The organism is Actinomadura macra NBRC 14102 (genome assembly GCF_001552215.1).
In the GTDB taxonomy this organism is placed as follows: Bacteria; Actinomycetota; Actinomycetes; order Streptosporangiales; family Streptosporangiaceae; genus Spirillospora; species Spirillospora macra.
The window spans coordinates 214,493-228,317 of the sequence record NZ_BCQT01000018.1; the positions used below are offsets into that span (position 1 = coordinate 214,493).

General features: G+C 69.9%; 13 protein-coding genes. 8 read left to right on the forward strand and 5 right to left on the reverse strand.

What is annotated here, in order from left to right; genetic code table 11:
- Nucleotides 1–99: 99 nt before the first annotated feature.
- Nucleotides 100–867, reverse strand: coding sequence for a hypothetical protein (locus tag AMA02S_RS28665; RefSeq protein ID WP_067463991.1), 768 nt, complete (start codon nucleotides 865–867; stop codon nucleotides 100–102).
- Here AMA02S_RS28665 and AMA02S_RS28670 point away from each other — a divergent pair.
- From AMA02S_RS28670 to AMA02S_RS28690, 5 genes are read left to right on the forward strand one after another with little or no spacing between them, the layout of a single operon-like run.
- On the forward strand, nucleotides 855–1,844 hold the full coding sequence (locus AMA02S_RS28670) for a TolB-like translocation protein (protein WP_157430884.1): 990 nt from the start codon (nucleotides 855–857) through the stop codon (nucleotides 1,842–1,844). The genes AMA02S_RS28665 and AMA02S_RS28670 overlap by 13 nt on opposite strands.
- A 12-nt stretch (nucleotides 1,845–1,856) precedes the next feature.
- Nucleotides 1,857–2,375, forward strand: coding sequence for a hypothetical protein (locus tag AMA02S_RS28675; RefSeq protein WP_067463997.1), 519 nt, complete (start codon nucleotides 1,857–1,859; stop codon nucleotides 2,373–2,375).
- A 16-nt stretch (nucleotides 2,376–2,391) separates the two neighbouring features.
- Entirely contained in the window at nucleotides 2,392–4,281 is a 1,890-nt protein-coding gene (locus AMA02S_RS28680; protein WP_067464000.1) for a DUF6519 domain-containing protein, read from the forward strand.
- Between the two features lie 8 nt (nucleotides 4,282–4,289).
- Nucleotides 4,290–4,535, forward strand: coding sequence for a hypothetical protein (locus AMA02S_RS28685; RefSeq protein WP_067464003.1), 246 nt, complete (start codon nucleotides 4,290–4,292; stop codon nucleotides 4,533–4,535).
- Nucleotides 4,536–4,537: 2 nt separating this feature from the next.
- Nucleotides 4,538–6,562: a WD40 repeat domain-containing protein gene (locus AMA02S_RS28690; RefSeq protein WP_067464006.1), complete on the forward strand. Its 2,025-nt coding sequence runs from the start codon at nucleotides 4,538–4,540 to the stop codon at nucleotides 6,560–6,562.
- Nucleotides 6,563–6,598: 36 nt separating this feature from the next.
- On the opposite strand, the gene AMA02S_RS28695 is transcribed toward AMA02S_RS28690, so the two are convergent.
- Nucleotides 6,599–7,009, reverse strand: a complete 411-nt coding sequence (locus AMA02S_RS28695) for a MarR family winged helix-turn-helix transcriptional regulator (RefSeq protein ID WP_067464009.1) — start codon at nucleotides 7,007–7,009, stop codon at nucleotides 6,599–6,601.
- Nucleotides 7,010–7,209: 200 nt separating this feature from the next.
- On the opposite strand from AMA02S_RS28695, the gene AMA02S_RS28700 reads away from it, so the two are divergent.
- Nucleotides 7,210–9,225, forward strand: a complete 2,016-nt coding sequence (locus AMA02S_RS28700; protein WP_067464012.1) for a WD40 repeat domain-containing protein — start codon at nucleotides 7,210–7,212, stop codon at nucleotides 9,223–9,225.
- A gap of 42 nt (nucleotides 9,226–9,267) precedes the next feature.
- Here the strand turns inward: AMA02S_RS28700 and AMA02S_RS28705 are convergent, their stop codons facing one another.
- From AMA02S_RS28705 to AMA02S_RS28715, 3 genes are all read right to left on the reverse strand, one after another.
- Entirely contained in the window at nucleotides 9,268–10,086 is an 819-nt protein-coding gene (locus AMA02S_RS28705; protein ID WP_067464015.1) for an HAD family hydrolase, read from the reverse strand.
- 67 nt (nucleotides 10,087–10,153) lie between these two features.
- On the reverse strand, nucleotides 10,154–10,831 hold the full coding sequence (locus AMA02S_RS28710) for an HAD-IA family hydrolase (RefSeq protein ID WP_084265693.1): 678 nt from the start codon (nucleotides 10,829–10,831) through the stop codon (nucleotides 10,154–10,156).
- Between the two features lie 63 nt (nucleotides 10,832–10,894).
- The gene (locus tag AMA02S_RS28715) at nucleotides 10,895–11,935 is read right to left on the reverse strand and encodes a hypothetical protein (RefSeq protein ID WP_067464018.1); all 1,041 of its coding nucleotides are present in this window, start codon (nucleotides 11,933–11,935) and stop codon (nucleotides 10,895–10,897) included.
- A gap of 515 nt (nucleotides 11,936–12,450) precedes the next feature.
- Here AMA02S_RS28715 and AMA02S_RS28720 point away from each other — a divergent pair.
- Nucleotides 12,451–12,918 carry a hypothetical protein gene (locus AMA02S_RS28720; protein WP_067464021.1) on the forward strand — a complete coding sequence of 156 codons (468 nt, stop codon included), beginning with the start codon at nucleotides 12,451–12,453 and terminating at the stop codon, nucleotides 12,916–12,918.
- Nucleotides 12,918–13,823 (forward strand): sugar-binding domain-containing protein, encoded by a 906-nt coding sequence (locus AMA02S_RS28725; protein ID WP_084265694.1) that lies wholly within the window; start codon nucleotides 12,918–12,920, stop codon nucleotides 13,821–13,823. The genes AMA02S_RS28720 and AMA02S_RS28725 overlap by 1 nt, the downstream gene beginning before the upstream one ends.
- Nucleotides 13,824–13,825 lie beyond the last annotated feature (2 nt).

The window sequence follows — 13,825 nt, forward strand, 5'->3', positions numbered from 1 at the left end:
GACCGGGCCGGACGTCGAGCCGGGACTGGTGACGCTGGAGGGCGCGCCGGGCGGCCGGCTGAGCGTCGTCGCGAGCGCGGGCGGCCGGTTGCGGCTCTTCTACGAGACCGTCCCGCCGCGGGGGACCGGCCGGACGTTGCGCGCCAAGACCTTCCAGGGCGGCGCCTGGCACGACTCGATCCCGGTGCCGTCCGGTGGCGCGGCCACGCCGGCCGGCGCGCCCGCCGCGGCCGAACTGCCGGACGGCCGGATCTTTCTGGCCTGGCTCGACCGGCCGGAGAGCGCCGCCGCCCGGCTGCGGTTCTCCCTCGGCACCGTCCGGCAGCCGGCCCCGGCGCGGCTGCGCACGGGCCACACGGCACCGTTCGCGCTCTGGCCGGGGGCGCGGCTGGTGGTCCGGGTCGACGGCCGCCGGCAAGGAGTGATCTTCACGGCGGGCGATTTCGCCGACCCGTCCGTCGCGACGGCCGCCGAGGTGGCCGCGGTGCTGACCGCCCGGCTGGCCGGCGCCGTCGGCACCGCCGGGCCAGACGGGCGCGTCGTGCTCGCCACCGCGGCGGCCGGCGGCGACCGGCGCCTCGCGGTGGAGCCGGCCGCCTCGGACGCGGCCGGGGTGCTCGGCTGGACGGGCCCGGACGGCGTGGCGGTCGGCGACGGGGGCGACGGGGTCGACTGGACACCGCCGCTCGACGTCCCGGCTGTGCCGGCGGGCCGCGTCGCCGACCCGTACGCGGTGGTGGACGGCCCGTCCCACGTGCGGCTCTTCTGGTCCGCGCACGACGGGACGCGGTGGACGGTGGCGGCGGCACGCTGGACCGGCGCCGGCTGGGACGCCCCGCAGGTGCTCGCCGACGGTGCCGGCGGCAACCGCGAGCCGACCGCGATCCGGGGTGCCGGGCGCGGGCGGCGGCGCGCTCTGGCTGCTCTGGTCGCGGATGCACAAGGTGGGCGACCCCGCGGACGTGCGGACGCTCGCCCGCCGGATCCTGGACCCGGCCACCGGGACCTGGGGACCGCAGACCGAGGTCACCCGCGTCCCGTCCGCGCCGAGGCGCTGCGCCGACCGGGAGCCGTCCGCGGTCGGTGTGGACGGCGGCACGGTGCGGGTCTACTTCCGGTCCGACCGCGCCGGCGGCACCGACCTCTGGTCGGTCGACGTCCCGGCGGCCGGTGGTGCGGTGCCCGACCCGGTCCCGGTGCTCACCGGTCCCGCCGCCGACCAGGCCCCGGTCGCGGTGCCGACCCCGGACGGTGCCGGAGCCGGCGCGCCCCGGGTGCTGTTCCGCAGCGACCGCGGCGTCGCGGTCGCCGGGCTCGCCGACCCGCCGTCCGACACCGGGACGCTGCGCCGGTTCGCCGGCGGCACCACCGTCGTGCTCGGCGACGCGGCCCGCGCCGGGCGGCGCCGCCAGTGGGACGACCAGCTCTGCTACACGCCGTGCAAGCCGCGGGCCGGCGACCGGCTGGACGACGCCGACCTCTACACCCGCGGCACCGTCGCGCTCTTCCTCAGCCCGCTGCTGCCCGACGCGCCGCTGTCGGCGCAGATCGAGGAGCGACTGCGGCCGCTACTGGAACGTTTCCTGCCGATCAACGTCCGGGCCGTGCTGGTGTTCGCGCCGCGCATCGACGTCGAGGCCCTCTACCCGCCGCGGGCGCCGATCCAGGAGAGCTTCCAGGACGTGCACCCGTTCGTGGAGCGGTACGCGGGCCCTGCCGGGACCACCGCGGCGGCACTGCCCGACTGGTCGTTCCTGCTGGCGACCACCGCCGGTCACGTGACGGCCGACCGGTCCGATCCCACCACCCTGCGGCGGCGGGCCTGGTACCCGCCGCCCCGCTGACCTGGAGGCAGGATGATCGCCGGCTACTACCGAGACGTGCTGCTGGACCGCGGCGGCGGCGTCGCCTGGGACGGCGGCGTGCGCAAGAACGTGATCGTCGCCGACTGCCGGCGGCTGCTGACGGGCTTCCTGCACGGGGCCGCCACCACGGCGGGCGGCATCACCGGGCTCCAGGTCGGCAAGGGCGACCCGGCGTGGGACCAGCCGCCCGGGTCACCGCCGGCGACCGCGGCCCAGGCGGCGCTGGTCGACCGGCATCCGTTCACCGTGCCGCGCAGGTCGTTGCAGATCGACTACCTCACCGGCTCGACGGTCACCGCGGCGCCGACGAACAGGCTGCAGATCGTGGCGACCCTCGGCCCCGGTGTGCCCGACTGGCCGGACGCCGACCACACCGACTCCACGTTGCGCGAGTTCGGCCTGGTCGGCGTGCTGGACGGCGCCACCGTCCTGATCGACTACGTGATCCATCCGGCGATCCCGCGGGATCCGGCGAGCACCCTCCAGCGCACCGTCTGGCTGGTCCTTTGAGCGGGGGGAGAGTCCCATGGCAGTGATCTCGACCGACACCTTCGACCCGCTGCGGCGCTATGTGCGGGTCAGGCTCCAGCAGGGCGTGCCGATCGTGGACGCCGACGTCAACGAGCGCGAGGACATCCAGAAGTTCGAGCTTCGGGCGTTCCTGAAGTGGTTCGTGGGCGACGGCGTGCCGGACGGCAACGACGGGTTCCGGATCGCCGGTACCGGCGCCGACAACGACTTCGAGATCCGGGCGGGGGTGACCGGCGCGGTGGATCCGCTGCGCCGGATCGGCCGGTGCCTGGTGGACGGCCTCGACGTGATGATCGACGCGACCGTCGCGTTCACCGCGCAGCGGCTGCACGAGTCGCGCGGCGCGGCGGCCGACGCCGAGGCCGCCCGGCTCGGCGTCCCCAAGATCACGGCGCTGCCCGGCGAGGGCGGGCGGGTGCTGGTCTACCTCGACGTCTGGGAGCGGCTGGTCACCCCGGCCGAGGATCCGAGCCTGGTCCACGGCGGCCTGGGCACCGAGAGTTGCGCCCGGATGAAGCGCGAATGGGCGGTCCGGGTCCGGCGCGGCACCGCGCCGCCGGGAACGGGCGATCCCGACTTCATCGCCGGGCACTCCTACACGCCGCTGGCCTCGGTGGACCGGCGTCCGCGGGAGGCGGCCGTCAGCCCCGGCGACGTCACCGACCTGCGGCGCCGGCGACTGTTCGTCCCACCCGCCACACTGATCGAGGACGTCCTCGGTACCCGGGCGGAGGAGTACCTCGCCGGCCGGGGCCGGCCGCCGATCAGCCTGCGGGAGGCGGTCAACGCGCTGCTGCGCGGCGCGTTGCCGACCACGCCGGAGGCCGCGGTGGACAAGTCCACTGCGCTCGACGTCATAGGCCGCTCCTTCATCGCCGACACCACTGGCGGGCTCGTGGCGCTCTGGTACAGCGACCGGACCGCGGGCGTCGAGCAGGTGTTCGCCGCGCGGATGAGCCTCGCCGACACCTCCCGCGGTTTCACCTCGCCCCCGATTCAGGTGACGACCGGCACCGCCCACTTCGCTCCCCATGCCGTGGGGCTGCCGAACGGCGACATCCTGGTGGCCTACCAGACCGGCATCGGCGCCAACGCCGACGTCATGATGCGGCGGGCACCGCTGGCCGGTCTGGCGGCGGCGTCCGAGATCAAGGTGGCCGACTCCGCCGGATCCGCCGAGGCCCGCCCTTTCGTGGCGGTCACCGGCGACCTGGCCACCGTCTTCCTCCACCTGGCCACCGCCACGGTGAACAAGTGGCAGTACCGGCGGTGGCGGTTGTCGACCGGAGAGTGGGTCGATTCGGCGGGCCCGGTCGCGCTGTCGGCGACCGCGAGCACCGCCGCGGAGATCTTCCACGCAGCCACAGGTCCGGCGGGCACGGTCTGGGCGGTATTCAAGGCGGACAGTGACCTGCGTGTCCTGCGATTCGAGCCCGGCTCTGGCGGCGTCTTCGACGAGAGCACCCTGGGCGCCGGCAACTTCGACCCGCAGCCCTTCCTGCTCACCACCCGGAGCGGCGAGGTGTGGGCGTTCTGGACGTCCGGCACTGGCCTGAAGGCCAGCCGTTTCCGGCCCGGGGGGTGGGAGGCGCAGCCGTTGCCCGGCACGACCACGACCGACAAGAGTCCGTGCGCGGTGGAGGACGCCGACGGCGGGATCTGGCTGTTCTGGACGCGCGGGGGCGGCTCGGGAGATCTCAGAGCGATGCGCCGCGACCCGGCAGGCGGTACCTGGGGCGAGACTCGCGGTCTCACCGCCGCGGACGGTCACAACAACTCCGCGCACGCTCTCGTCGCGCCCGACGGCGCGATCTGGGTCTTCTGGTCCATCGACCGCGAGGGGAACCCGGACATCTACTACAAGCGACTGGTCACGGTCGTGTAGGGGTTGCGATGTTCACTCCGAAGATAGCTCCGCCAGGCCTCGGCTCCCCGGGCTACGCGGTCACCGGTTCGCTGGGGCTCGTCGCCGACCTCCTGCTGGACGTCACGACCGTCGCACCGCCCACCGTCGGTCTGCGCTACCCGGCCGGGGCGGTCGTCACGGTCACGCTCGAATCCGCGGCGTCCGCGGTCATGACCGAGCCCACCGTCCGCCGCGGCACGATCCGGCGTGTCCGCGCCGGCGACCGGAGGTGACCATGACCTACCTGGCCCGCCAGATCGTCTCTACGACCACCCCTTCGGTCAACGCGCAGGTGCCGTTCAGCCCTGACGGCCGCTGGGCGGCGACGTCCGACCGGGTCTTCTCGCCGGTGACCGGCGTCCAGCGGTGCGCGCTGTCGCCCCTGGGAGGCTGGGGCCTCGCCGGGTTCAGCCCAGAAGGCGATCGGGTGGTGACGAGCCACTGGGAGGGCAACGCCGTCGTGATGTTCGACGCCGTCACCGGGGTCGAGCAGTGGCGGGTGAGCCACGACCAGTCGGTCTACGAGGTGCGGTGGAGCCCGGACGGCCGGTCGGTGGGTGCCGTCTCGGACGGGGCTGTGCGGGTCCTCGACGCCGCCACCGGAACCCAGCGCAGCCGATGCGTGGGCTTGCCCGAACCCGACCGGTCGCGGACCTTCTCGTGGAGCCCGGACGGCGACCGGATCGCCCTCGGGCACGGAGTGGCGTTCTTCGCGTCCAGTTCGGGAGGCGTGCGGCTCTTCGACGCGGCGGCCGGGGTGGAGCGGAGGCGCGTCGAACTCGGTACGTGGGTCAACATCACGTGCTGGAGCCCGGACGGACGGCTGGTGGGTGCCGGATGTGGCGATGGCGGCGCGGTGCTGGTCGACGCGGCCACCGGTGCGATCCGGATCCGCCTGATCGCACCTGTCGGCGGTCTCGACGCTCAGGTGCAGGACGTCTGTTTCGACCGGAACGGCCGGCGGGTGGTCACCGCGGGGCGGGACGGCGCCGTGCGGGTCTTCGACGTCGTGACCGGTGCGCTGCTGTCCCGTTTCGATCACGGCCACCAGGCGTTCCACGCCTCGTTCAGCCCGGACGGCCGGTGGGTCGCGACCTCCGGCAGCGGTGGCGCGGTGCTCTTCGACGCGGCGACCGGCGCCGAGCGGTGCCGCCTGACCCGGGACGCGGCGGGCCCGGTCATGTTCGGTCCGGACGGCTCGCGTGCCTCCGCCGGGACGTACCTGCGGGCGCGGATCTTCGATCCGGCGGCGCGTCAGGAGCGGCTGTCGATCCCGCACGGCGGTGCGGTCAACGCCGTCGCCGTCTCGCCGGACGGCCGGTGGGTCGCGACGGGGTGCGCCGATGGTGTCGCGCGTGTGCTGGACTCCCGGTCCGGTGGCGAGCGCTGTCGGCTCGTCCATGACGGCCCGGTGCTCGGTGTGGTCTTCTCTCCGGACGGCCGCTGGGTGGCGACGGGCAGCGAGGACGCGACGGCGAGGGTGTTCGACGCCGAAACCGGGGCTCAGAAAGCCGCCTTCGCGCATGACGGGCAGGTCCTCACCGTGGTGGCCAGCAAGGATGGCGCGACCCTGGCGACCGGCGGTGCGGACGGGTTCCTGCGGGTGTTCGGCACCGCCGGACTGACACAGCGGTTCCGCCGGGTGCACGGCGCTGCGGTGCACAGTGTGGTGATCAGCCGAGATGGTGATCTGGTGGCCACCGGGTGCGCCGACGGGACCGCGCGGGTGTTCAAGACGCGTACCGGTGCCGATCAGGGGCAGTTCCCGCACGACGAGCCGGTGCGCTCGGTGTCGTTCACTCCGGACGGCTCCGCCCTGGCCACCGCCTGCACCGACGGGTTCGCCCGCCTCTTCGACCTCGCAACCGGCGCCGAGCGGCTGCGCCTGGAGCACCTCGACGCGGACTCCGACGACCCGGTGCGCACGGCGGTGGAAGTCGTCGCGATCAACCCGTCCGGCACGATGCTGGCGACGGCCGCCGCGGACACCCATCTGCGCCTGTTCGGACTGCCCTCGGGTGGCCTGCGCACGACCGCGTTCCACTGGTCGCGGATCGGGTCGCTCGTCTTCAGCGCCGACGGGGCGTTGCTGGCGGTCGCGTCGGACGACGGGACGGGCGCGGTGTACGACGCCACCGGCAACCAGCGCGCCCTGCTGGTGCACAACTCCGGCGTGCGGGCGGCCGCCTTCGCCCCGGACGCCACGTGGTTCGTCACCGGGTCGTCGGATGCCACGGTGCTGGTGACCGACATCGGCTGAACCGGCTCGCCGCGCGCCGCCTTGAGACGGTGCCGGTCAGGCGTCCGCGGCCGCGCTGAGCAGGCGGAGCAGTGTCGCGAGGTCGTCGGGTGCGAGGGTACCCAGCGACTCCGCCAGGACGGCGTCGAAGACGTCCGCGCCCGCACGCCGCAGCCGTTCTCCTTCCGCGCTCAGCCGGTGGCGCACCACACGTCCCGGGCCATCGATCCGCTCCAGCAGCCCGCGGTCGATCATCCGCGTCGCGAGCGCCCCCATCGACTGATCGGTCTGGAACGACAACTGAGCCAGCAGGTGCAAGGAGGCGTCCGGGTGCTCCTCCAGGTTCCGCAGCACGTCCCACTGTGCGAGGGACAGTCCGACCTCGGCCAGCCTCCGGTTCGCTTCGCGCTGGTGGCGCCACTGGAGGCGTTTCACCGCCTGCCCGACCTGCCGCAGCGATGGCTCCATGAATCCCACTCCATCTCAATCGACCCTCTCCACCCCTACCTGGATCGGCCAGAGAATCACCGTCGCCGCTTCAGTGACAGAGAGTTACTTTTTGCTTGCCTGGGCGGTCGATTGCTTGTCGAACCCGTCCATGAGCACGTCCGGCGTTCCTAGGCTCGGCAGGAAGACCGCAGACGAACTGACGCTCCCGAGAGGCGGTCATGACCTACCTGGCCCGACAGATCTGCGCTGTGGACTCGAATACCTCGGACGGCACCGTGCCGTTCAGTCCGGACGGGCGGTGGGCGGCCACGTCCGAACGGGTCTTCGCGCCGACGACCGGCGCCCAACGATGCGCGTTGCTCAGGTCCGGCTTCGGCGGCGTCGCGTTCAGCCCCGACGGGAACCGGGCGGTCACGAGCACCTACCAGGGCCCGGCCGTGGTGATGTTCAACGCGGTCAGCGGGGCCGAACAGTGGCGGGTGCGCCATGATCAGTCGGCCTACGCCTTGCGGTGGAGCCCGAACGGGCAGCGGGTGGGCGTCTGCATCGGCGCGGCGGTGCTCGTACTCGACTCCGCCACGGGCGCCGAGGTCTGCCGATGCGCCAACCTGGGTGAACCCGACCAGAACGTCGACTTCTCATGGAGCCCCGACAGCACGGGGATCGCCGTGGCGCACGCGGTGGGGTTCTTCGCGCCCGGCCCCGGAGGTGTGCGGTTCTTCGACGCGGCGACGGGGAGCCAACAGAGGCGGATTGACCTCGAAGGGGTGTTCAACAAGACCGACTGGAGCGCGGACGGACGGCTGGTGGGCGTCGGAGGCGACAGTGGTGCGGTCCTGGTCGACGCCGCCACCGCCACGCTCCTTCGCCGGCTGATCGACCCGGTCGGTGGCGAAACCGCCCTGGTGCAGGACATCCGCCTCGACCGGAACGGGAACCGCGCGGTCACTGCGGGGCGGGATGGCATCGCACGTGTCTTCAACACGACGACGGGCGATCTCCTGTCCAGCTTCGACCACGGCGATGAGGCGTACTCCGCGCTGTTCAGCCCGGACGGCCGGTGGGTCGCCACGTCAGGCAGGGCGGGCGCGGTGCTCTTCGACCCGGTGAACGGAGCCGAGCGGTGCAGGCTGGCCAGGACACAAGCCGGTCCGGTCTCCTTCAGCCCGGACGGTTCGCGGACGTCCGTGGGAACGTACCTGCGCGCACGGATCGTCGACCCGGCCGTCCCTCAGGCGCGGCTGTCGATCGTGCACGGCGGTGCGGTCAACGCCGTCGCCGCCTCGCCGGACGGTCGCTGGGTCGCGACCGGCTCCGCCGACGGTACCGCGCGCGTCCTCGACTCCCGGACCGGAAACGAGCACAGCCGCCTCACCCACGGTGGCCCGGTGCGCAGCCTGGTCTTCGGTCCGGACGGCCAGTGGGTCGCGACGGGAAGCGATGACACCACGGCGAGAGTGTTCGACACCGACACCGGAGTCCAGAAAGCCCGCTTCGAGCACGACGGGAAAGTCCTCACCGTCGTCGCGAGCGAGAATGGCGCGATCCTGGCGACCGGGAGCGAGGACGGGATCCTGCGGGTGTTCGGCACCGCCGGACTGACGCAGCGGTTCCGCCGGCTGCACGGCGGTGCGGTGCACAGCGTGGCGATCAGCCGGGACGGCGATCTCGTGGCGACCGGCTGCACCGACGGTTCCGCGCGGGTGTTCACCACCCAGTCCGGTGCTGAACGGCGGCAGTTCGCCCACAACGGAGTGGTCCGTTCGGTGGCGTTCACTCCGGATGGCGCTGCCCTGGCCACCGCCTGCACCGATGGGCTCGTCCGTCTCTTCCACATCGATTCCGGCCAAGAACTCCTGAGCCTCGAACATCCGGACCCCACCTGTGACGAGGGATTGCGCACCGAGGTGGACACGGTGGCCATCAGCCCGACCGGTACGGTACTGGCGACTGGCGCCTACAGCAGGCTGCGGCTGTTCACACTGCCCTCGGGCGACCTGCAGACCGTCGTGCACCAGGCGACGCGGATCGCCCCGATCGTCTTCAGCGCCGACGGCACGCTGCTGGCAGCCGCGTCCGACCGCGGCACGGGTGCGGTGTACGAACTTGACGGGACCCAGCGCGCCGTGATCGAACACGACGCCGCTGCGCGCTGGATCGCCTTGGCGCCGGACGCCACATGGTTCGTGACCGGATCGGACGACGCCACGGCACGGGTGGGCGATATCGGGTGATCCCAGCACCTCGGCCTTCGCCATCGGCTCGGTGATCTGCCATCAGCCTTCGACCGCGTGGATGATATCCAGCACTTCTGCCCAGCCCCCTGCTGAAGGAGAGCCGATCACATGAGTGGCAAGAGCAAGGGCTTCACCGCAAGCCGACTCTGGAACGCACGCTATGGCTGACGCCTCCAGGAGGTCGAGGTCGTTCATGCCGTCGGCGACCGCAAGAACCCGATCCGTTTGAATTCCCTGTTCATGACAGTAAGAAGAGACGCCGGACCACTTTGTCGCGCCGGGTGGCCGCACAGAGAGAGAAATACCCCCATAGCGGACGTCGGGCGTCAGTGAGGCCGCGGCGATATCCCTCACCTCGTGGAATATGCTGATCAACCGGTCGTCACCGCCGCAGATCAGGAGCCCGAGGACGTTCCATGAAGCCGTTGCCTCCGCGAGCTCCACTCTGCGGGCATTGGGCATGTTGTCCGCCAGGTGGTTCGGATGGGTGGCCGGGCTCTTCCCCATTCCACATGACTTCACATCGTCCAGATTGACGATGGGTTCCAGATCGAACCTCAGAAAGATGTCGAGCACGGTCGCGTAGGCGTCGGGGTCGAAGGTCCGGTAGTGAAATCTGGGCCCCTCTTCGGCGAGCAGCCCGATCGATCCATCGAACAGAACGGCCGGCATCGAGAAATCGTTCGTCCTCATCTTCGCGAACGCACTCGACGGGCGGCGGCCGGTGGCGGCTATCACCGGGATCACCGTGGAAATCTCGGAGAGCGCGCGCAGGGTACTCGGGTGAGCGCGACAAGTGCGGTCCCACAGCGTGCCGTCGAGGTCGGTGACGACCAACTCGATGCTCTGCCTTCGCATGACCGGCACCTCGTGATGACGACGGAACTCTTCTTCTCGCTGAACGCCAAAGGGATAGGGCTCAGTCCTAGCCTGTGCCAGCCGAATCCTGGAGGAGGCTGAGACTGATGGCCCCCTTCTCGGCAGGACGTAGTTCGATCGAGCGTAGATCCGGCACCGGACCGAACTGGATCTGCGAGCTCCCGATCCTGGCACCCACACCCACGACCGTCGCCCCTGCGCGGGCGGCGGCGCAGGCACCGACGTCGGAGTCTTCGAGCACCACACAGCGTTCGATGGCGACACCCAGGTGCCGGGCGGCCAGCCGGTAACCCTCAGGGGCGGGTTTCCCTGCCTGGACATCATCCGCTGAGACCAGGACCTGCGGAAGGGGCAGATCTGCGGCGGTCAGCCGGGCACGGGCGAGCACGCGCGAGGCCGACGTGACAACCGCCCAGTTGGCGCCGAGCAGGCCACGCACAGTGTCCCGTGCCCCGGGAATGGCGCGCATGGTCTCCGCGGAACGGAGCTCCATCGCCGTGAACCACGCGACCTCTTCGTCGAGCCGGCCGGCCGGAACGAGCTCCGACATCGCCTCACGCGTAGGTCTGGCTTCGAGCGCATCGGCGATGGAATGTTCTGTGAAACCGACTCTCGTTATCCACCTGATCCAGGTGTCTCGGCAGGTGGCCCGGGAATCGACGAGCACGCCATCGCAATCAAACAGGACCGCGTCGAACAGGCCATGTCGAGATGTACCTGCCACTGATCGGCCACCTCACCGTCGAGCAGAGGAATGATGAAATCGGCAGAAGGCCGCTGCGCGCGGTCAACCCGCCCATTCGCGCAGCACGAGTTCGGGTGCGATGGATTGCATGGCGATCACAGTCGGATGCTCCGACGCGACCTCGACGTCCCAGCCGGGTGGTATGGTGAAAAGCTGCCCGGGTGCAACGGTCCATTCTTGGTCGGCGAAAAAGCAGCACACCGCCGACGTCGTCGGGACGATGACCTTCACCCACGACCGCGGAGCCGCCAGGCGAATCTGCGTTCCCCGCTCGATTCGTAGCCTCTGCCCCAGCAGCTCGCCCGGTACTTCGATTATCGGTTCTTCGGCGGGCACATCGGCGCTGGTCCACGTGGACGTCGCAGGGCCGAGGAGCCGACGGGGAAGATCCGGATGTAGATCATGAACCATCGCGGCGATCTCGGGATGCCGCGCGGGCAGAATCAGCCCGGCTCGATCGTTCTGGTCCAGAAGCCGCTCCACCGCGTCGAACGAGGTGGTCGCGTACTCTTCAAGCGTACATCCGATGACCGTATGGACGATCTCGGTCGATGTGATGCGGGCGATATCGCCCGGTTCCGGGCTCCACGTGTGCGCGGCCGGGATTCTTTGCTCGCCGACGGACCAGGCGATGGCCGCCGCCTCCCCAGATTCCAGCCATTCCGGGTGAGTCGATAGATAGATAAAGCTATCCGGATGGGCTTGCAGAATATGGAAGGCTTCGTACTTGGGTTCCAGATGGAGTTGGAAACTGAAGCCCTGACCGGGGTGCAGGTCGAACAGCGAATAGCCGAAAGGCGAGGCCGCTTTGACGCCATAGGGCTTGTACTTGTACAAAAATCCCAGGGTGTGGAAAAAGTGTGCGAAAGATCGTGCTGCAAAAATGTCGTGAACATCCGGCTTGAGGAGCTGCTGGCGAAACAATCCCATTGCGACCCGCTCAATGGCTTCGACGGCCGCTATGGGCATAGGCTCCTTCAGCGCGTCGACAAAAGCGTATGGCAGATCAGGGTCGAGCGGATCGGGAAGATATTGCAGTCGGGTGGTATCCGCCTCCGCAATCCGCCGTAGTTCGTCAGCCATAGGTCCTCTCATGGGTCCACTGTAGCGAACCCCCTGGCACACGAGGTCGCAGATACTGGGACGGGGTAGCGGGGCTTGGCATGGCGCGGTCGGGACCGCGACGCACCGGAGCCCGGCTGCTGGCCATTAGCGGCCGCAGCCTGCACGGTCACGTCCGACGACCCACTTCGACGACCAGATCACGGCGTTCGCCGGCGCGCCCTCTGGGCCGATCGGCCCAGACCAGCGGTCACCGCGGAGACCACCTCCACCTGAGACCCGGCTGACCTGTCAGGGCGGGCATCGAACGGGAGAGGTGTCGCCCCTGGTCGGCCGGCTTGCGGCGGGCGGTGGCGGCACCTCCCGAGGATATCCTTTCCCGGAGGGAAGCCTTATACTGGCCACCATGCCGAGCGGGGACAAGTTGGGCGCACGACTTCGATGCTTGACGGTTCCCCAGCGCAATCACCGTCCACGACCTACAACAATGATAATGCTTCGGTTCGCGCGCACTTTTGGGGTTGTGAGCATCCGCAATGGGCCTGCAGAATATCGCCGTCGCAGCCGACATTGAATGGGGTGCGGTCAGCGGGTGGGTTTCAGGTCTGGCGACCACCGTGGCGGTAATTATCGCCTTGACCTTTTCGCTACGGTCGGAACGGGCCCAACGCAACGTTCAGTTCGCGTCCGTTCACGCCTGGATGGAGCTGACTCAGGGGACCGAACGGACGGGCATCCTGTGGCTGACCAACAACACTGAATTTCCGATCTATGAGTGGCATATCAAGGTCTCGTGGATCGATGAGCGGGGGGCGGAGGCGCAGGCCGAGACCGGCTCCACCGAGCATGGGCTGCTGCCGCCCGGGCGTCACAGCTTCGCGTTCGACGGTGCTCGCCTGGCCCTTCCGAGCAATGACGCCATGGTCCGGGTGCAGTTGGAATTTCGCGATGCGCAGGGTCGTCGGCTGCGCAGGCTGCCGAGCGGGAAGCTGGAGAAGTACTGATGAGTCAGCCCACCTTCAGGCCGGGATCAGGGTGGCGCAATGCGCAGACCGAAGGGCCGGCCACACCGGCGCCGGTGCCGGTGAGTCAACCGCTCGCCCTGGTCGACATCCAGGCGGCGCTCATCGCGAAGTACTCACTTCGCGATCTCGTCATCGTTCCGGCCGCCTCGGGTGACGAGCTGTACAAGAACCTGGGCGCGGGTGGTGCGAAGTACTTCCGCGATCACGTTGAGCGCAACTTCCGGGTGGGGTTCTCCTGCGCCAACACCATCCACACCCTGGTCCGCAACATCGAACCGTTCAGGCTTGCCATGGACGCCTACCCCATCTCGTTCAATGTCGTGCCCGAGCTGACGAGCGTGATGTCGTCGTACGCGGCACTGATCGAGCTCTGGCAGCGGAATCCTGAATGCCGTGCCCATGCGGTCAATTTTCCCTCGTTCTTCGCCTCCGAGAGCGAGCGCGCTGCATTTGAGAACCGGCCCGATGTGCGCACCATCCTCGGGCAGGTCCGTGACGTCAACATGGCGTTCTACAGCTGTGGCGCGTTCGGTCCAGGTTCTTCGTACGGCGTCGTCAAGGAATATGTCAATCGATTCATCGATCCGGCTTTCGATCCCCATCAGCTGTACGAGGCCGGTGCGTGCGGAGAGGTGAACTGGCATCCGTATGCGCTGGACGGGCGGATCATGTCCCATCCGGTGCCGTACTCGTTCGGCTTCGTCGATCTCGCGACGTTCCGGGAGCTCTCCCGCCGGGCGGACCGACACATGGTGCTCGTGGCCGGCGGCACCCAGAAGGTCGAACCGATCGTCGGTGCGCTGCGTGGCGGCTTCCTGAACGTCCTGATCACAGACGAGCGGACGCTGCGGTCGGTCGCCGGCATCGACGCGTCCCTGCCCTGAGT

Bases quoted from the DNA above. Each gene is read 5' to 3' on its own strand.
- AMA02S_RS28675 (WP_067463997.1), top strand. From the start codon at position 1,857: ATGATCGCCGGCTACTACCGAGACGTGCTGCTGGACCGCGGCGGCGGC.
- AMA02S_RS28680 (WP_067464000.1), top strand. From the start codon at position 2,392: ATGGCAGTGATCTCGACCGACACCTTCGACCCGCTGCGGCGCTATGTG.
- AMA02S_RS28685 (WP_067464003.1), top strand. From the start codon at position 4,290: ATGTTCACTCCGAAGATAGCTCCGCCAGGCCTCGGCTCCCCGGGCTAC.
- AMA02S_RS28690 (WP_067464006.1), top strand. From the start codon at position 4,538: ATGACCTACCTGGCCCGCCAGATCGTCTCTACGACCACCCCTTCGGTC.
- AMA02S_RS28695 (WP_067464009.1), bottom strand. From the start codon at position 7,009: ATGGAGCCATCGCTGCGGCAGGTCGGGCAGGCGGTGAAACGCCTCCAG.
- AMA02S_RS28700 (WP_067464012.1), top strand. From the start codon at position 7,210: ATGACCTACCTGGCCCGACAGATCTGCGCTGTGGACTCGAATACCTCG.
- AMA02S_RS28705 (WP_067464015.1), bottom strand. From the start codon at position 10,086: ATGCGAAGGCAGAGCATCGAGTTGGTCGTCACCGACCTCGACGGCACG.
- AMA02S_RS28715 (WP_067464018.1), bottom strand. From the start codon at position 11,935: ATGGCTGACGAACTACGGCGGATTGCGGAGGCGGATACCACCCGACTG.
- AMA02S_RS28720 (WP_067464021.1), top strand. From the start codon at position 12,451: ATGGGCCTGCAGAATATCGCCGTCGCAGCCGACATTGAATGGGGTGCG.
- AMA02S_RS28725 (WP_084265694.1), top strand. From the start codon at position 12,918: ATGAGTCAGCCCACCTTCAGGCCGGGATCAGGGTGGCGCAATGCGCAG.